The sequence below is a fragment of the Fodinibacter luteus genome, from assembly GCF_039541575.1.
Lineage (GTDB): Bacteria > Actinomycetota > Actinomycetes > Actinomycetales > Dermatophilaceae > Fodinibacter > Fodinibacter luteus.
In genome coordinates this window covers 38,860-56,980 of the sequence record NZ_BAABGM010000002.1, presented here as the reverse complement: position 1 = coordinate 56,980, position 18,121 = coordinate 38,860, and the positions used below count along the sequence as shown (strand labels likewise).

16 protein-coding genes are annotated in these 18,121 nt (G+C 72.6%); 7 read left to right on the top strand and 9 right to left on the bottom strand.

The features are described 5' to 3' along the window. Positions 1–11 precede the first annotated feature (11 nt). The 4 genes from kynA (at position 12) to ABD899_RS02085 (ending at position 4,342) form a co-directional block, all read left to right on the top strand. Positions 12–872 (top strand): tryptophan 2,3-dioxygenase, encoded by an 861-nt coding sequence (kynA, locus tag ABD899_RS02100; protein WP_345201762.1) that lies wholly within the window; start codon positions 12–14, stop codon positions 870–872. Positions 873–1,014: 142 nt separating this feature from the next. Then, positions 1,015–1,959, top strand: a complete 945-nt coding sequence (locus ABD899_RS02095; protein ID WP_345201759.1) for a glycosyltransferase — start codon at positions 1,015–1,017, stop codon at positions 1,957–1,959. After that, a complete protein-coding gene (locus ABD899_RS02090) occupies positions 1,959–3,335 on the top strand; it encodes a hypothetical protein (RefSeq protein ID WP_345201757.1) in 1,377 nt (458 codons plus the stop codon). The genes ABD899_RS02095 and ABD899_RS02090 overlap by 1 nt, the downstream gene beginning before the upstream one ends. Positions 3,336–3,427: 92 nt before the next feature. Beyond that, positions 3,428–4,342: a PfkB family carbohydrate kinase gene (locus tag ABD899_RS02085; RefSeq protein ID WP_345201754.1), complete on the top strand. Its 915-nt coding sequence runs from the start codon at positions 3,428–3,430 to the stop codon at positions 4,340–4,342. A 455-nt stretch (positions 4,343–4,797) separates the two neighbouring features. Here ABD899_RS02085 and ABD899_RS02080 read toward each other — a convergent pair whose 3' ends face one another. Beyond that, a complete protein-coding gene (locus ABD899_RS02080; protein WP_345201927.1) occupies positions 4,798–5,202 on the bottom strand; it encodes a MerR family transcriptional regulator in 405 nt (134 codons plus the stop codon). A 221-nt stretch (positions 5,203–5,423) separates the two neighbouring features. Here ABD899_RS02080 and ABD899_RS02075 point away from each other — a divergent pair, with 221 nt between their 5' ends. Together ABD899_RS02075 and ABD899_RS02070 are read left to right on the top strand one after the other, a co-directional pair. Then, positions 5,424–6,614 (top strand): acyl-CoA dehydrogenase family protein, encoded by a 1,191-nt coding sequence (locus ABD899_RS02075; protein ID WP_345201752.1) that lies wholly within the window; start codon positions 5,424–5,426, stop codon positions 6,612–6,614. Positions 6,615–6,690: 76 nt separating this feature from the next. Next, the gene (locus ABD899_RS02070) at positions 6,691–8,307 is read left to right on the top strand and encodes an acyl-CoA carboxylase subunit beta (protein WP_345201750.1); all 1,617 of its coding nucleotides are present in this window, start codon (positions 6,691–6,693) and stop codon (positions 8,305–8,307) included. Positions 8,308–8,485: 178 nt separating this feature from the next. Here ABD899_RS02070 and ABD899_RS02065 read toward each other — a convergent pair whose 3' ends face one another. From ABD899_RS02065 to ABD899_RS02035, 7 genes are all read right to left on the bottom strand, one after another. Continuing rightward, positions 8,486–9,205, bottom strand: a complete 720-nt coding sequence (locus tag ABD899_RS02065) for a Maf family protein (RefSeq protein ID WP_345201747.1) — start codon at positions 9,203–9,205, stop codon at positions 8,486–8,488. Between the two features lie 68 nt (positions 9,206–9,273). After that, positions 9,274–10,218 (bottom strand): arginase, encoded by a 945-nt coding sequence (gene rocF, locus ABD899_RS02060; RefSeq protein ID WP_345201745.1) that lies wholly within the window; start codon positions 10,216–10,218, stop codon positions 9,274–9,276. 31 nt (positions 10,219–10,249) lie between these two features. Next, positions 10,250–11,134: a universal stress protein gene (locus ABD899_RS02055; RefSeq protein ID WP_345201742.1), complete on the bottom strand. Its 885-nt coding sequence runs from the start codon at positions 11,132–11,134 to the stop codon at positions 10,250–10,252. After that, positions 11,134–12,633: an amino acid permease gene (locus ABD899_RS02050; protein ID WP_345201740.1), complete on the bottom strand. Its 1,500-nt coding sequence runs from the start codon at positions 12,631–12,633 to the stop codon at positions 11,134–11,136. The genes ABD899_RS02055 and ABD899_RS02050 overlap by 1 nt, the downstream gene beginning before the upstream one ends. An 82-nt stretch (positions 12,634–12,715) precedes the next feature. Next, positions 12,716–14,611, bottom strand: a complete 1,896-nt coding sequence (locus ABD899_RS02045) for a cation:proton antiporter domain-containing protein (RefSeq protein WP_345201738.1) — start codon at positions 14,609–14,611, stop codon at positions 12,716–12,718. A 17-nt stretch (positions 14,612–14,628) separates the two neighbouring features. Beyond that, the gene (locus ABD899_RS02040; protein WP_345201736.1) at positions 14,629–15,231 is read right to left on the bottom strand and encodes a TetR/AcrR family transcriptional regulator; all 603 of its coding nucleotides are present in this window, start codon (positions 15,229–15,231) and stop codon (positions 14,629–14,631) included. Between the two features lie 62 nt (positions 15,232–15,293). Beyond that, positions 15,294–16,982 carry a DUF885 domain-containing protein gene (locus ABD899_RS02035; RefSeq protein ID WP_345201734.1) on the bottom strand — a complete coding sequence of 563 codons (1,689 nt, stop codon included), beginning with the start codon at positions 16,980–16,982 and terminating at the stop codon, positions 15,294–15,296. Positions 16,983–17,027: 45 nt separating this feature from the next. On the opposite strand from ABD899_RS02035, the gene ABD899_RS02030 reads away from it, so the two are divergent. Then, positions 17,028–17,690 carry an MOSC domain-containing protein gene (locus ABD899_RS02030; protein WP_345201733.1) on the top strand — a complete coding sequence of 221 codons (663 nt, stop codon included), beginning with the start codon at positions 17,028–17,030 and terminating at the stop codon, positions 17,688–17,690. Positions 17,691–17,829: 139 nt separating this feature from the next. Here the strand turns inward: ABD899_RS02030 and ABD899_RS02025 are convergent, their stop codons facing one another. Continuing rightward, positions 17,830–18,120 (bottom strand): acyl-CoA carboxylase epsilon subunit, encoded by a 291-nt coding sequence (locus ABD899_RS02025; protein WP_345201732.1) that lies wholly within the window; start codon positions 18,118–18,120, stop codon positions 17,830–17,832. Between the last annotated feature and the right edge of the window lies 1 nt (position 18,121).

Here is an 18,121-nt window from a genome sequence, read left to right as displayed (position 1 = left end):
ATGATGCCTCCATGAGCGATGACGCCGTCGACCGGGCCCAGCGAGTGCTCGAGGAGGGGATCTCCAAGGACTTCAGCCAGGCGATGTCGTACGGCGCCTACCTCGACCTCGACACCCTGCTGTCCGCGCAGCACCCGCGCAGCGAGCCCGAGCAGCACGACGAGCTGCTGTTCATCGTCCAGCACCAGGTCGCCGAGCTGTGGCTCAAGCTGCTGCTCCACGAGCTGCGCTCCGCCCGGGCGCTCGTCGCGGCCGACGAGCTCGCGCCGGCCCTCAAGCGGCTCGCGAGGGTCAAGCATGTGCAGAAGCAGCTCGTCGAGCAGTGGGACGTGCTCGCGACCCTGACGCCGAGCGAGTACGCCCAGATCCGGCCCTACCTCGCGACGAGCTCGGGGTTCCAGAGCCACCAGTACCGAGCGGTCGAGTTCCTCCTCGGGAACAAGAACGCCGACATGCTGCGGGTCTTCGAGCACTCGCCGCGCGAGCACGCCGTGCTCGAGCGGCTGCTGCGCGAGCCGACCCTGTACGACGAGTTCCTCCGCTTCCTCGCGCGGCGCGGCCACGCCGTGCCTGAGGCGGTGCTCGGGCGCGACGTCACCCAGCCGTACCGGCTCGACGAGGACCTCGTCGAGGTGTTCGCGTCGGTGTACGCCGCGCCGGCCGCGCACTGGGGGGTCTACGAGACGTGCGAGGAGCTCGTCGACATCGAGGACCTGTTCCAGCAGTGGCGCTTCCGGCACCTGCAGGTCGTGACACGCACGATCGGCCACAAGCAGGGGACGGGCGGGTCGAGCGGCGTGGCCTTCCTGCGCCGGGCGCTCGACCTGACGTTCTTCCCCGAGCTGTACGCCGTGCGGGTCCGCGTCGAGTGACGTCCGAGACCTGTCGTCCGGACCGGGGTGCGCACGGTGGGCCACACAAGCGACGCGCAAACGGTAGCCGGGCGCGCGGGAATCCGTGAGGGTCGGGTACCGTCAACGCGCATCCTCGCCTCACCACCCGAGAGACCCCGCCATGCACAACAACCTTCGGTCCCCGGTCATCGCCGCCATCGTGCCCTGCTACAACGAAGAGGCTGCGGTCGGGAAAGTCGTGTCTGACCTGCAGGCCGCCGTGCCGACAGCGACCGTTTACGTCTACGACAACGCTAGTACGGACGCCACCCGCCGTGAGGCCGAGGCAGCCGGAGCCGTCGTCAGGACCGAGCCGCTGAAGGGCAAAGGCAACGTCATCAGGCGGGCACTTGCGGATGTGGAGGCCGATGTCTACCTCATGGTCGACGGCGACGACACCTACGACGCCAAGGCCGCTCCTGAGATGATCCGGTTACTGCTCGACGGTCCGCTCGACCATGTGACGGGCGTGCGTCTCCCGAGCCACGAGGGCGCCTATCGGGCTGGCCATGAACGCGGCAATCGATTCTTCAACAAGGTGGTCTCTGCGATCTTCGGATACCCCGTCAACGACATGCTCAGCGGGTACCGGGTCTTCTCCCGCCGATTCGTCAAATCCTTCCCCGCAACCTCTCGGGCCTTCGAGATCGAGACCGAGCTGACCGTCCACGCTGTGAACAATCGGGTGCCACAGGCGGAGGTGCAGGTCGGTTTCAAGGATCGGGTTGAGGGTTCCGAGAGCAAGCTGCGCACATATCATGACGGCGTCCGCATTCTGGCGATGATTGCTCGGCTGCTTCACCACGAGCGGCCACTGGCTCTCTACCTCTCTCTCGGCGGGCTGCTCGCTGTCCTTGGCGTCGCACTCGGTGTGCCCGTCATCGTGGAGTACGTCCAGACCGGCCTGGTGCTCCGCTTCCCCACCGCCATCCTGGCGGCTTCCACGGTGCTGCTGGCCACCGTCGTTGGTCTCATAGGAATACTTCTTGACGGTTTGCGGAAGGTTCGAGCAGACAGCACGCGGATTGCCTACATGAGCATTCCGGCGTTCCGGACCTCTCCCTGATGAAGGTCATTCGGACCACGCTCCTACTGCTGTGCGGGTTCGTCGTGCTTCAGGCCGTCCTCTTCGGGCTCCTGGTGGCGGGGGCGGCGGTGCCGGACCGGGCTGTCGCGACGCAGCTGGTGAGTGACCTGGCTGAGAGCCGGTACGGGCCACCCGGTGCCATCGATCGGATGGGCGGAACGGCCGACACCTTCACTGAGTGTGTCGTCGCCGGCACCGGGTTGGGTCGTCCAGATCTCGGGGTGGTCGACCGCGCCGCGCTCATGCCCCGCTTGGCGAGCTGCAATGGCGGCGACGTGCAGATCAGGGCCGTCGTGTCCGGCGAGGAGATCGACGGCCTCGGCTACTACTTCCGCTACTGGGCCGGTTACACGGTGGTCACCAAGCCTGCCATCGCGTGGTGGGGGCTCGGGGGGCTGAGGGTGCTCGTGGGAGCGATTCTTGTGGCTGCTCTCCTTGGGCTCGTCTGGGCTGTTAGCCGTACGGTGTCTGCGCTGGCGGCGGCGGCTCTGGTTGCGCCCTTGGTCGTGGCGAGCAACGTGATGTCGACACCCTCCACCTCCCTCAGTCAGGCATTGTCGATCGCGACGTATCTCGGGTGCGCGGCAGGCACCGCGCTCGCCGCATCCAGGTCGATGTCATGGGGGCTGCTGAGCGTGGGCGTCTCCGCCGCACTCTTCTGCTTCATGGATCTACTCACCACCCCTGCCGCGGCATGGATGTTGTCCGTCGCGGTTGCCGCCGGGGTAACGTGGGTACGCACGAAGGGGCTGAAGGACACGTCGTTCAGCATGGTGGTTGCTGGCGCGTTATGGCCGCTCGCTTTCGCTGCAACGTGGGCCTCCCGGTGGATCATCGCGGTGCCCGCGGCTGGCGCGGGGGTGGTGCGTCGTGACGTGGTGGACAAGATGCTCTTCAGGAGCTCGGGGGCTGCGGAGGGTGTGCGGCCAAGCCTCGGTGTCCCCACCTCCGTGAATGTCCGCTACTGGTTCGAGCACGTTCCGACCGCCCGTGTGGCCATCGCAGCCGTGGCGCTCCTGGTCCTGGTGATGATGACGGTCATGGTGCGTCGAGCGCTGAGAGGTGGCCCCGACGGCTTCCGCCCGCTGGTAGCAGCGGGCGTCATCGGACTGCCGGCTGGGATTGCCGTGGTTTGGTACGAGGTGCTGTCCAACCATTCGCAGATCCACGAGTTCTTCACATACCGTAACCTCCCCGTGGCTCTGGGCGTCGTCGGGTTCGCCGTCGTGGCCGCTGCCGAGCGTCGCAGTTCCGTCGCCGCAGCGCCCGAGGCGGAGTCTGCCACGGAGAGGCCGGTCTTTGCGCAGGCCCCGCGGAATGACAGTCGGGACGAGGGAACCCGCACTCCTGTCTGAAGCCTCCATCCATCGCGGTGTCACGTCCTGCCCGCACAGCAGGACCGACGCAACCGAGGAGTGCATGGCCTGCTCACCGGCATACTCGGCGCATGCCTCGGGTCATCCACACCGCTCAGGCCCTCGTCGACGCCGTCATGGAGGTGCCGGCGCTGCCCCTGCGCGGCGGCAACGTCATGGCCACGTCGTACCACCGGTACGCCGGGGGAGCGGTGACGATCCTCCTCGCGGCGGCGCGGTCGGGGGCCCGGTGCGTCCACGCCGGGGCGGTCGGGACCGGTCCGAACGGCGACCTCGTCCGGGCGGCCCTGGCGCACGAGGGCGTCGAGCTGTCGTCGCCGCCGCTGCCCGACCTCGACACGGGGGTCTGCGTCGTGCTCGTCGAGCCGAGCGCCGAGCGCACGTTCGTCACGACCCAGGGCGCCGAGCGCCGGATCTCGGTGGAGTCGCTCGCCGCGTCGGCGCCGGTTCCCGGCGACCTCGTGTGCGTCAGCGGCTACTCGCTCGTCGGCCTCACCCGCGACCCGCTCGTCGCGTGGCTCGACACGCTGGATGACGGGGTGGTCGTCGTCCTCGACCCCGGGGCGACGTTCGGAGAGCTCGCCGCGCCGCTGCGCGACCGCGTGCTCACCCGCACCGACGTGTGGACCGGGAACGCCGACGAGGCCGCCGCGCTCACCGGGGTGCGGGGGATGCGCGAGGCCGCCGAGGTCGTCGCCACCGTGCTCGCACCGGATGCCGTGACGATCGTGCGCGACGGCGCTCGCGGGTGCGTCGTGCGGGAGGGCGGGGTGACGACGCACCTGCCCGGGCACCCGCAGCGGCCGGTCGACACGAACGGCGCCGGCGACACGCACACCGGCGTCCTGCTCGCCGAGCGCGCCGCCGGCCTGGCGTGGCCGGATGCCGCGGCACGCGCCAACGTGGCCGGCGCCATCAAGGTCACCCGGCGGGGGCCCGACACCGCGCCGACGCGGGCCGAGATCGACGCGTTCCTGCGGGCGTGACGGGCAGGACGGGCGTGGCTCGTGTGGCGCCCGAGGCTGCCGGGCGTAAAGGGAGGGTCACCGAAGGGTAAAGAGATAGTCAAGATGGGTCATGGACACGGCCCTGCGTGACGAGGCAGGATCGGGCACTGGCAGGCCTTCCTCGAGCAGCTGCTCACGGACGGCTCGTATGGCGCGGGTGGTGTCGGGCTCCGGCACCGCTCGCGTCGAACCCTGACCCATCGACTGCAGGAGGAGGTGGCCCGAACCGCCGCCCGGGCTGGACGGGCCGAGGGGCGGTGGCTCGACACTGCGGGGCCGGCATCTGAGGCGGATGCCGGCCCCGCTTCATGCCCCCACGTCACGGCCTCGCCGCGCCCGCAGGGTCAGGCGAGGGTCACGATCGGGCGAGGGGTCACACCCCAGGCGGTCGACCACAGCCCAGCACCAACAGGCTGCGATGTCGATCCTCACCGTCAGGCGAGGCGGGCGAGGTCGGTGCGGCAGCGCCGCTCGAAGTCGCCCAGCTCGGCGAGTGCGGCGTCGAGGTCGCGCCGCCGCTGCTCGAGGTCGGCCCGCCGCTCGTCGATCTGGCCCAGGACGTACTCGAGCTGGCTGCGGCGCCCCCGCGGCACGTCGTACAGGTCGATGATCGTGCGGATCTCCTCGAGCGGGAACCCGAGCCGCCGGCCCCGCAGGATGAGCCCGAGCCGGGTCCGGTCCCGCCGGTGGTAGACCCGCGTCGTGCCGCGTCGCTCAGGAGAGATCAGGCCGAGCTCCTCGTAGTGCCGCACCGTGCGGTGGGTGACCCCGAACTCCTCGGCGACCTGCGCGATCGTCCACGTGCGGTCATGCTCGGCGCTCGCCGACCCGGTGGCCACCGATCCCCCTGCGTGCGTCGCGGTCGTCGCCCCCGCAGCCCGCCCGGAGGCGCCGGCCCCGCCGCCCACACCGCCGCGCCCAGCGGAGGGCGAGCGCACGGCATCCGTCGTGGGGGTTGGCATACCGGGGAGTATTGCTTTACGTTGACGTCAACGTCAAGAACGTGACCGTACGCGCCCCGGCGACCCCGGGCCGCACCCAGCCGCGCGAAGGAGCGCCGATGTTCGAGCTCAGCAAGGACCACGAGGACTTCCGGGCGGTCGTCCGCGACTTCGCGACCGAGGCCGTCGAGCCGCACGTCGCCGAGTGGGACCGCGACCACCACTTCCCGACCGACCTCGTGCCGCGGCTGGGCGAGCTCGGGCTCTTCGGCCTCGTCGTGCCCGAGGCCTACGGCGGCTCGCTCGAGGACGCCGACGGCGGCGCCTTCACGAACCTGTGCATCGCGATCGAGGAGCTCGGCCGGGTCGACCAGTCCGTCGGCATCACCCTGTCCGCCGGCGTCGGGCTCGGCATCAACCCGATCCTCACCTACGGCACCGACGCCCAGAAGGAGCGCTTCCTGCCCGACCTCGTCGCGGGCCGGGCGCTCGCGGGCTTCGGGCTCACCGAGCCGGATGCCGGCAGCGACGCGGGTGCCACGCGCACCAAGGCGGTGCTCGAGGGCGGCGACTGGGTCGTCGACGGCGCGAAGGCGTTCATCACGAACTCCGGCACCGACATCACCTCGGTCGTCACGGTGACCGCCCGCACGGGCACCGACGCCGACGGCCGCGCCGAGATCTCGGCGATCATGATCCCCTCCGGCACGCCGGGGTTCACCGTCGAGCCCGCCTACGACAAGCTCGGCTGGAACATCTCCGACACCCACGGCCTGTCGTTCTCCGGCTGCCGGGTGCCCGAGGACCACCTGCTCGGACAGCGGGGCCACGGCTTCCGCCAGTTCCTCAAGACCCTCGACGACGGCCGGATCGCGATCAGCGCCCTCGCCCTCGGGCTCATCACCCGGATGCGCGAGGAGACGACGGCGTACGCGAGGACGCGCACCGCGTTCGGGCGGCCGATCGGGGTCAACCAGGGCGTCGCGTTCCCGATCGCCGACCTCGCCGTCATGGAGGAGAACGCCCGGCTGGTCACCTACCGGGCCGCGTGGCTCAAGGACGAGCAGGAGGCCGGGCGCCGCTCCGTCGCCGAGGTCAAGCAGGCCGCGGCCGTCGCCAAGCTCTACACCTCCGAGGCCGCGGTGACCGCCACGCGCATCGCCACCCAGGTCTTCGGTGGCAACGGGTTCATGGAGGAGTACCCCGTGGCCCGGTTCTACCGCGACGCGAAGATCCTCGAGATCGGCGAGGGCACCTCCGAGGTGCAGCGCATGGTCATCGCCAAGGGCCTCGGCCTCCCGACCGCCTGACCCCCTCGCGTCGGGTGCTCAGATGGTTGTCCTGGCGACCGGCTGAGCACCCGACTCGAACAGAACGACGAAAGGTATGCCGGTGAGCCCGGACCTCGAGCAGCCCACCACCGCTGACCCCCAGCCGGATGCCGTGGCCCCCGCCGGGGACCCGCGGGTCGCGGACGTGCGGGCCCGCCTCGACGCCGCGCGCGCGGCATCCGCACGACCGCCCGAGAAGGCCGCCGCCAAGCTCGCCTCGCAGCACAAGCTCTACGTCCGCGACCGGCTGGCGCTGCTCCTCGACGAGGGCAGCCTCGTCGAGGACGGCCGCTACGCCAACGCCCTCGCGCCCGGCCTGCCCGCGGACGGCGTCGTCACCGGTCGCGGCACCGTCGAGGGGCGGCCCGTCGTCGTCATCGCGAACGACCCGACGGTCAAGGCCGGGTCGTGGGGGGCACGCACCGTCGAGAAGATCGTGCGGGCCACCGAGACGGCGCTGCGCGAGGAGCTGCCGGTGTTCTGGCTCGTCGACAGCGCCGGCGCCCGGATCACCGACCAGGTCGAGATGTTCCCGGGCCGGCGCGGCGCCGGGCGGATCTTCCACAACCAGGTGGCCCTGTCCGGGAAGGTGCCGCAGGTCTGCTGCCTGTTCGGGCCCTCCGCGGCGGGTGGCGCCTACATCCCGAGCTTCTGCGACGTCATCATCATGGTCGAGGGCAACGCCTCGATGTACCTCGGGAGCCCGCGGATGGCCGAGATGGTCGTCGGCGAGAAGGTCTCCCTCGAGGACATGGGCGGCGCGCGGATGCACTGCACCGTCTCGGGCGTCGGTGACCTGCTCGCCCACGACGACGCCGAGGCCATCGAGCTCGCGCGCCTGTACTTCTCCTACCTGCCCGACAACTGGCGCTCCCCGCTGCCGACCTACCACGCCGAGGAGCCGGCCCGGCCGCTGACCCGCGCGTCGGTGCCCGAGCGCGAGAGCCAGCCCTTCGACGTCCACGACTTCATCGACGGCCTCGTCGACGACGACAGCTTCTTCGAGGTCAAGCCGCTCTTCGCCGCCGAGCTCGTCGTCGGGTTCGCCCGGATGGACGGCGAGACCGTCGGCATCGTCGCGAACAACTCGGCCGTCAAGGGCGGGGTGCTGTTCACCGACTCCGCCGACAAGGCGGCCCGCTTCATCTGGCTGTGCGACGCGTTCTCGGTTCCGCTCGTCTACCTCGCCGACGTGCCGGGCTTCATGATCGGCTCCGAGGTCGAGCGCGGCGGCATCATCCGGCACGGCGCGAAGATGGTCTCCGCCGTGGCCTCGGCGACGGTCCCGCAGTTCTGCGTCGTCGTCCGCAAGGCGTACGGCGCCGGGCTCTACGCCATGGGCGGCCCCGGCTTCGGGCCCGACGCGACGATCGCGCTCCCCACCGCCCGGATCGCCGTCATGGGGCCCGAGGCCGCGGTCAACGCCGTCTACGCGAACAAGATCGCCGAGGTCGAGGCCACCCAGGGCACTGCCGCGCGCGACGCGTTCGTCGCGGCCCGGCGCGCCGAGTACGAGCAGGACGTCGACCTCGAGCGGCTCGCCGCCGACCTCGTGCTCGACGAGGTCGTGGAGGCCGAGGACCTGCGCGCAGAGCTGCTCCGCCGGCTGCGGTACGCGGCCCGGCGGGACCGGCACTTCGCCGACAAGCGCCGCGACGTCCCCCCGGTCTGACCCGCCCCCCCACGCGAAGTCAGGAGCACTTCGCCCACTCAGGGTCGGGTACGGCCATGAGTGGGCGAAGTGCTCCTGACTTCGCGGGTAGGGGGTGGGGGCCGGGCGGGCCGGGTCTCGGATGCCGGGGGCCGGGCCTCGGATGCCGGGGGCCGGGTCAGGATGCCGGGTGGCCGGGTCAGGCTGCCGGGTGGCGCAGGTCGTGCCAGGCGAGCCCGAGCTCGCGGACGAGCTCGCGCAGCAACGGCAGGGAGACCCCGATGACGTTGCTCGGGTCGCCCTCGATGCCGGCGACGTACGGCCCACCGAGCCCGTCGATCGTGAACGCCCCGGCGACCCGCAGCGGCTCGCCGGTCGCGACGTAGGCCTCGACCTCGGCGTCGTCGAGGTCGGCGAAGTGCACCGTCGTGGATGCCGTGCCGCCGACCATGCCGCCCGTCCCGCCGTCGTCGGGGTGCCGGGCGTCGACGAGCCAGTGCCCGGTGTGCAGCACGCCGGTGCGTCCGCGCATCCGGCGCCACCGCTCGACCGCCTCCGCCGCGTCGACGGGCTTGCCGTGGACCTCGCCGTCGAGCTCGAGCACCGAGTCGCAGCCGAGCACGAGGACATCGACGTCGACGTCGAGGTCGACCACCGCTGGGCCCGCAGCGCCGTCCTCGCCCGCGGCCACCTCCTCGGCCCGCAGCGCGCCGACGACGTCGTCGGCCTTGGCGCGCGCGAGCAGCAGGACGACGTCGGGGGCGGCGAGCGCACCGTAGCGGGCCTCGGCCGCCGCGACGACGGCGTCCTCGTCGACCGACGAGACGTGGACGAGGGCCTCCACGCCCGCGGCCCGCAACGTGCTGCGACGGGCCGGCGACGCGGAGGCGAGCAGGAGCGCGGGGTGGGCGGACGGCATACGGCACAACCTAGTGGGAGTGCGACCGTCGACGGTGCGCCGTCGGGACACCGCCGGGCGGGCGCACGTCAGCCGGAGAGGTCCTCCGCGGTGGGGCGGTCGTGAACCCGTAGCAGGGTGGACTTGCCGAGGAGGGAGTCGAGCAGCTCGACGGCGACCTCCGCCGTCGCGTTGCGCACGTCGACGGCGGGGTTGAGCTCGACGATGTCGATCGAGCGCAGCAGCCCGGTGTCGGCGACCATCTCCATGGCGAGCTGGGCCTCCCGGTAGGTCGGGCCGCCGATGACGGGGGTTCCAACACCCGGGGCAACGTGGGGGTCGAGGAAGTCGAGGTCGAGGCTGACGTGGACGTGGTGCTCCGGGGTGAGTCCCCGCAGGGCGCGCCGCATCGTCTTGCGGAAGCCCATCTCGTCGAGGTAGCGCATGTCGAAGCACTCGACCCCGATGTCGTGCAGCAGCCGCTTCTCACCCGCGTCGACGCTCCGGAGACCGACCTGGCGCACGACGTCGGCCGAGATGGCCGGGGTCGTGCCGGACAGGCCGGTCAGCTCGTCGGGACCGTGCCCGGTGAGGCAGGCGACCGGCATCCCGTGGAGGTTGCCCGACGGCGTGATCGCCGCCGTGTTGAAGTCGGCGTGGGCGTCGAACCAGAGCACGCGCAGCGGGCGCTCGGTGCCGCGGCAGTGCCGAGCGACCGCGCTGATCGACCCGATGGCCAGGCAGTGGTCACCGCCGAGGAGGATCGGCAGGTGTCCGCCCTCGAGCTCGGAGAAGTAGACATCGTGCACGAGCCGGTTCCACTCGCTCACCTCCGCGAGGTGCCGGTAGCCGGCGACCGGGGGCCGCAGGGGGTTGTCCGGCCCCTCGAGGTCGCCGAGGTCACGGACCTCGTGGCCGAACGCGGCGATCGCGTCGGCGACGCCGGCGACCCGGAGGGCCCCCGGCCCGAGCCGGGCACCGATGACGCTGGCGCCGACGTCGGTGGGTGCTCCGATGAGGCTCACTGCGGACATGCGGTGGCTCCTTTCGCGAGGGTCGGCTCGGTCAGCGGACGACGACGACGGGGACGGGGGAGTGGCGCAGGATCTTCGCGGCGCTCGAGCCGAGGAAGACCTGGCTGAGCCGGTGCGTGGAGCTCGAGCCGACGACGAGCACGTCACCACGCTCCCAGTCGAGGGAGTCCATCGCTCCGCCCCAGCTGCGCCCCTCGGCCACGGCGAGCGTCAGGGTGTCGTCGGTGAAGCCCAGGCTGCGCAGGTGCGCAGCCGCCTCGGCCTGCTCCTCACGGGCCTGCTGCACCCAGGCCTCGTGGACCATGTCCTCGGCGCCGCTGACCCGGCGGGGGTACATCGGTCGGGAGCGGATGGCGAAGGTCACGACCCGGGTCGACGCGCGGGTCCGGCGGGCGATCCGGGCCACGTTGTCGAGCAGGCTCCACGTGGCGTCGTCGCCGCGGAATGCGACGGTGATTCGGGTGATCGTGGCCCCGGGGCCGGCCTGGTAGCCGCGGGGGGCGATGACGATCGGCACGTCGGAGGAGTGCAGCAGCCGGTCGGTCTTGCTCGTGATGCCGATCTGTCCGTGGGCGACGTCGTCACCCGAGCCGACGACGACGAGCTCCGCACCGATCGCGGCGGCGCGGTCCAGCAGGGCCTGGGGGACCGAGCGCCCCGACACCCAGCTTGCCTCGAAGGGCACGTCGTCGTGGACGCCCAGGTGGGCGGCCGCCTCGGCGGCGCAGCCGGCCCCGGTCTCGGTCACCCACGCCTCGAACTCACGGTCGGTGTGCCCCGCCACGACCGTGGGCCAGACCTGGGGGAGGACGCTCACGGCGTGCACCGACTCCCCGTCGGAGCGCGCGAGCTGGCACGCGAGGTCGAGGGCGCCGAGGTCCTCCTTGTGAGGGCTGTAGCCGACGAGGACGGGCATCAGTCGTCCTCGTCACCGCGCGGCTCGGCGATGTCCTCGAGGTCCACGACGTGGTTGAGCACGGCGTGGCGCCGGCCGTAGGCGAAGTAGAAGGCGAGGACGACGACGAGCCAGAGGCCGAAGATGAGCCACGTGATGCCCGGGAGCTCGACGAGGATCCACACGCAGGCGAGCACGGCGAGCACCGGGGTCACCGGGTAGCCCGGGATGGTGAACGGGCGTTCGAGGTCGGGATGCGTGCGGCGCAGCACGATGACGCCGATCGCGACGACCGAGAACGCGACGAGGGTGCCGATGGAGACGGTGTCCCACAGGTAGTCCGAGGGCACGAGGCCGGCGATGAGCGCGACGACGACCGCGGCGATGACGGTGTTGAAGCTCGGGGTCAGGGTGCGCGGGTTGACCTGGGTGAAGCGCCGGGAGATGAGCCCGTCGCGACCGATGGCGAACAGGATGCGGGTCTGCCCGTACAGCGTGACGAGGGTGACCGAGAAGATCGAGATGACCGCGCCCGCAGCGAGGATCGTGCCCCAGATCGTCGACCCGGTGACGTCGTTGAGGATCTGCGACAGCCCGGCGTCCTGGGCGGCGTCCTCACTGAACCAGGAGGCCGGCTTGGCGGCGAGCCCGGCCAGCGCGACGAGCACGTAGACCGTCGTCACGATGACGAGCGCCCCGACGATGGCCCGAGGCAGGGCCCGCTGTGGGTCCTTGACCTCCTCACCGGCGGTCGCGACGGCATCCAGGCCGATGAACGAGAAGAAGATCGTGCCCGCCGCGGCGGTCATGCCGCCGAGGCCGGCGCCGAAGAAGCCGTCGAAGTGGTCGGCGTCGAAGGCGGTGAACCCGATGACGATGAAGAGGATGAGGACACCGAGCTTGATGAGCACCATGATCGTGTTGATCCGCGCCGACTCCGTCGCGCCTCGCAGCAGCAGGAGCATGCACAGGAACACGAGGACGACGGCCGGCAGGTTGAGCACGCCGCCGGTCGCCTCACCGTCGGAGCCGGGGATGAAGGACGTCGACAGCGCCTGCGGGATCTCGAACCCCAGGGTGGAGTCGAGCAGCTCGTTGAAATACCCGCTCCAGCCGACCGCGACGGCGGACGCGGCGACGCCGTACTCGAGCAGGACGCACCCCGCGATGATGACGGCGACGAGCTCGCCCATCGCGTGGTAGGCGTAGGAGTACGTCGACCCGCTCACCGGGATGGAGCTGGCCAGCTCGGCGTAGCACAGGGCGGACAGGCCGGCGGCGAGGCCGGCGATGAGGAAGCTGAGGACGACCGCGGGGCCGGCCTCGGGCACCGACTCGCTGAGGACGAAGAAGATCCCGGTGCCGACGGTGGCCCCGACGCCGAACATCGTGAGCTGGAACGTCGTCAGGGTGCGCCCGAGCTCCTCACCGGGGTGGTGGCGGTGCCGGAAGACGACCGGCTTGCGCCGGGCGAGCTGGGTGCCGAGGGGAAGGGGGCCGGACCTCGTGGACGCGGACATGGGACGGCCTCCTCCGGATGCTGGGGCACTGCTCCTGCCCGTCAACATAGGCTCCTACCGGCCGGTAGGCACCCGGAAGGCGTCAGCCGACGACCTCGTCGACGTAGCACCAGCGCCACGCCTCGCCCGGCTCGATGCTGCGCATCACCGGGTGGCCGGTCTCGTGGAAGTGCGCGTCGGCGTGCCGCCCCGGGGAGGAGTTGCAGCAGCCGACCTCACCGCACTGCGCGCAGGCCCGCAGGTGCACCCACCGCAGGCCCTCGGCGAGGCACCTCCGGCAGCCCTCGGCCGAGGTCGGCGCTCGGGGGACCTCCGCGGCCGCGAGGTGCTCGCACGCGCCGGCGATCCGGTCCGGGGGGCGCAGCGGCGAGGCGCGGACGGCGGCGCTGCGCGTCGCGCTCCACCCCAGCGCCGTCTCCTCGGCGTCGAGCTGGCCGAGGACGGCGCGGAGTACGGCGTGGTCGACCCCACCGGCGTCGCGGATGCGCAGGAGCTCGGCCCGCTCCTCGTGGATCATCGCGGTGCGCAGTCGCGCGCGGGCCTCGCTCGGCGTCTCCTCGTCGCCCGGGCCGAGGGTTCCGAGCCGCTCCCAGCTGCGGTTGACCCGGGCACTCGCCTGCTCGCGGATCACGGCGACGGATGCCGGGTCGGCGGTCGGGTCGGACTCGATGAGGCGCAGTCCGGCACCCGTCGTCGCGCCGAGGACGGTCGCCTCCATGAGGGCGTCCTCGCGCGGGTCGGGCCCGCGGACGTCGAGCGCCCGGGCGAGCAGGGGCAGGGTCGTCCCCTGGAGCAGGAGGGTGCCGACGGTGACGACGAGCGCGATGACGACGAGCTCCGCGCGCAGCGGTGTCTCCTCCGGGAGGGTCAGGGCCGCGGCGAGGGTGACGACCCCGCGCATCCCCGCCCACGACCCGACGAGCGCTGCGCGCAGGCGGCCCCGCCGGTCGGCGTCGCCGCGGGCGGTGAGCACGGCCGAAGGCACCATCCACACCGGGCGCAGGACGAGGCAGGTGAGGAGCACCGCGAGGCCGACGAGGAGCGTGCGGGCGAGCGTCTGGTCGCCGTCGCCGACGTCGTCGAGCAGCGCCGCGATCTGCAGGCCGATGAGGAGGAACACGGCGTTCTCGAGCACGAAGGTGACGCTCGACCAGTTGATCCTCTCCGAGAGCCGTGAGGGTGCGGTCTGGATCTGCGGCGCCCGGTGCGCGAGGAGGAGCCCGGTCGTGACGACGGCGAGCACCCCGGAGGCGCCGACCCGTTCCGCGGGGACGTAGGCGAGGTAGGGCGCGACGAACGACAGCGCCGTGTCGGCGGGCACCTCGGTGAGGTGCCGCCGCAGGGTGCTGATGACGAGGTAGGCCACGACCCCCACGGCGACGCCGCCGACGGACGCGACGACGAGGTCGGTGGCGACCGACCCGAGCGTCACCTCGGGAGCCGACGCGTGGGCCGACGCCCCGTGGGCCGCGAAGCCCGCGGCGGCGAGGGCGGTGCGCAGCGAGACGAGGGCCGTCGCGTCGTTGAGGAGGGACTCGCCCTCGAGGATCGTCGTGACCCGGCGGGGCAGGCCGATGCGGCGGGCCACGGCGGTGGCGGCGACGGCATCCGGCGGTGCGACGATCGCCCCGAGCGCGACGGCGAGGGCGAAGGGGATGGGCAGGAGCAGCCACGCGACGACCCCGACGCCGAGCGCGGTGAACAGCACGAGCCCGACCGACAGGCTGAGGATGGCCGCCCGGTGGGTCTTGATGTCGAGGAGCGAGGTCGACAGCGCCGCGGCGTAGAGCAGGGGTGGTAGCAGGCCGTAGAGCACGAGGTCCGACGACAGGGTGACCTCGGGCACGGCGGGCACGAACGACAGCACCGCCCCGACGACGAGCAGGGCGATCGGGGCCGGGACCCCCGTCGGCGCCGCCCCGCGGCTGACGAGGATGACGACGAGGACGATGGCGACGACCGTCGCGGCGAGCTCCACCCGAGGATTGTCGCCGGTCAGGCGGTCGTGGGCGACAGGTCGCCCGTCAGGTAGTGCTCGAGCACCGGACCGAGGGCGGCGACGAGCTCGTCGCGCGAGGCGGAGGCCAGGCGCGGCAGGCCGACGACGTGGCGGGCGAAGGCGAGACCGGCCACCTGGGAGGCGGCGAGCGAGGCGCGCAGCTCGGGGTCCTCGCCCCCGAGGTGGCGGACGAGCGGGCCGAGGAGCCGCTCCATGAGCAGGTCGCGGACGAGCACCGCCGCATCCTCCTCGGAGGCGGCGGCCCGCAACAGCCCGGTCATCGTGCGGCGGGCCCCGGGGGTCTCCATGACCCCGACGGCGAACGCCGCGAGCCGGAACCCGACCCCGTCGCGCCCCGGCTCCAGGAGGGCGGGCATGACCCGGTCGGGGTCGAACGGCAGCTCGACGACGGTGACGAAGAGCTCCTGCTTGGTCCCGAAGTAGTGCGAGACGAGGCGGGTGTCGACCCCGGCATCCCGGGCGATGCCGCGCAGCGTCGTGCGCGGGTAGCCCTGCTCGGCGAAGGCCCGCGAGGCCGCGGCGAGGATCGCCTCGCGGGTGCCGCTGCCCGCAGGTCTTCGACCACGAGTGCCCGCCACCCGGTCCTCCTCGCCGACGACATTTCCACGGTCAGGGAAAAGTATGCCGCGCCGGGCCGGGGTCACCGCAGGACGGCCTCGCGCAGGACGTCGAGGCCGACCGAGCCGATGTCGAGGGCCCGGCGGTGGAAGTCCCTGAGCGAGAAGGCGTCTCCCTCCCGACGGCGTGCCTCGTCGCGCAGCTGGAGCCACAGCCGCTCGCCGATCTTGTAGCTCGGGGCCTGACCCGGCCAGCCGAGGTAGCGGTTCAGCTCGAAGCGGAGCATCTCCTCGCCCTGGTTGGCGTGGGCGTCGAGGAAGGCCCACGCCTTGTCGTAGGTCCACGCACCCCCACCGACCTCGGCCGGGGCCTCGAAGCCGCAGTGCACGCCGATGTCGATGACGACCCGGGCCGCCCGCAGGGACTGCCCGTCGAGCAGCCCCAGGTAGGTGCCGGGGTCGTCGAGGTACCCGAGCTCGGCCATGAGCCGCTCGGCGTACAGCGCCCACCCCTCGCCGTGCCCGCTCACCCAGCACATCATCCGGCGCCAGCGGTTGAGCAGCTCGCGGCGGTAGACGGTCTGGCCCACCTGGAGGTGGTGACCCGGCACGCCCTCGTGGTAGACGGTCGTCAGCTCGCGCCAGGTGCCGAACTCGGTGACCCCCTTGGGCACCGACCACCACATCCGACCCGGCCGGCTGAAATCGTCGCTCGGGCCCGTGTAGTAGATGCCGCCCGTCTGCGTCGGGGCGATCCGGGCCTCGATGGTGCGCACCGGGTCGGGGATGTCGAAGTGCGTCCCCGCGAGGTCGGCGATGACCTCGTCGGCCCGCGACTGCATCCACTCCCGCAGGGCGTCGGTGCCGTGCAGCTGGTAGCGCGGGTCCCGGTCGAGGTGCGCGATCGCCTCCTTGACGCCCGCACCGGGCAGGATCGTGCCGGCCGTGCGCTCCATGTCGGCGGTGATCCGCGCGAGCTCCTCCTGGCCCCAGGCGTAGGTCTCCTCGAGGTCGACCGTCGCGCCGAGGAACTGGCGCGACGCGAGCTCGTAGCGCTCGCGGCCCGCGGCATCGGACTCGGGGGCCCGGTCGAGCAGGTGTGTGCGCAGGTCCTCGGCCAGCCGCTCGTACGCCGTCGAGGCCGCCCGCGCCCCGCGCTCCAGGTCGGCGCGCACCGAGGTCCCGAGCGGGGCGCCGTCGGCCGAGGCGCGCTCGACGAAGGTGGCGAAGAAGCCGTCGGAGCCGGTGAGGTCGGCGCACTGCGCGATGCACTCGCTGACCTGGCGACGCGGGCTCACGAGGCCCCGGTCGGCGGCGGCGCGCAGCGAGCCGGTCCACTGCTCGAGCGCCGTCGGCACCGCGGCGAGGCGGCTCGCGATCGTCGCCCAGTCGTCCTGGGTGGCCGTCGGCATGAGGTCGAGCACGTCGCGGCAGGCCTGGAGCGGGGAGGCGATGACGTCGAGCTGCATCATGTCGTAGCCGGCCTCGTGGCTCGCCACCGCGAGCCCGAGGCGCTCGCGCATCGCGGCCACGGTGACCCGGTCGACGTCGTCGACGGCCTCGAGGGCGTCGAGCCGGGCGAGGGTGTCACGGGCGATCCGGGCGTGCTCCTCGAACCCGTCCGGGGACAGGTCGTCGAGCTCGCCGTCGCGGCCCGGCACGCCGAGGTAGGTGGCTTCGATCGGGCTCGCGTCGACGACGGCGTCGAAGTGGGCGTCGGCGACGGCGTCGACGGCGGTGGGCTGGCGGGTTCCGGAGGTCGTCTCGGTCACCCGTCGGACGCTACCCGAGGATGCCGCCCGGCCTACGCTGCCGGGATGCAGCCTGTGGTGAGGTCGGTCAACGTCGGCGGCGCGCGCAGCGGCATCCGGCGCCGGGGAGGGATGACGTCGATCGACAAGCGGCCGGTGGCGTCGGTGGAGGTCCGCGACCCCGGCCCGAAGACCGGTGGCCTGGGCAGCGGGGTCGTCGGCGACGACGTCTCGAGCCGCCGGCACCACGGCGGCTCCCGGCAGGCCGTGTACGCCGTGGCCCGCGAGGAGCTCGACCACTGGGGCGGTGAGCTCGGCCGCGAGCTGCGCGACGGCATGTTCGGCGAGAACCTCACGACCGTCGACCTCGAGGTGGACGCTGCGGTCGTCGGGGAGCGCTGGCGGGTCGGCTCCGCGGTCCTGGAGGTCACCGGTCCGCGCATCCCCTGCGCGACCTTCGCCGCGTGGATGGGCGAGCCCGGATGGGTGCGCCGGTTCACCGAGCGGGGGCGCACGGGGGCCTACCTCGCGGTGATCGAGCCCGGGGTGGTCACGGCCGGGGACCGCGTCGAGGTGGTCGACCGGCCGGGCCACGGCATCACGGTGCCCGACGTCTTCCGGGGCCTCATGGGCGACGATGCGCTCGCCGACCGGGTGCTCGCCGCGGGAGTCCTCGCCGACGACGACCGCGCCGCCCTCGCCCGGCGGCGCTCGCGCTCCCGCCGCTGAGGGTTCGGCGCGCGCCCTACCGCGCGGGAGTCGCTGGGGGAGCGGCGAGTACCACGGGGTAGCGGAGGCGGTACGGCATCCGGGGCCCTCCCCAACGCGCGCTGGACGTCAGTGGTCAGCGGGTCTGGTGCGCAGCGGGTCAGGTGCGCAGCGAGGTGCGCCACGCGCCGGGGCCGTGCCCCACGGGTCGGCGCAGGGCCGCGGCGTGCGCCCCCCACACCGACGGCGTCACGTCGGGGGTCGGCTCGCCGCCGCCCGAGGCCGCCGTGAGCACGGCGACGAGCGCCGCGACCTCCTCGGGCGTCGCGCCGCCGTGGACGACGACCGCCGGCGCGACCGCGTCCGGTTGCGTGGCGGAGCGGCCGGATGCCGTGTCGTCGCCGGTCGTGGCGGTCGCGGCGGCCACGGTGGGGGGCTGCTGGCCCGTCATC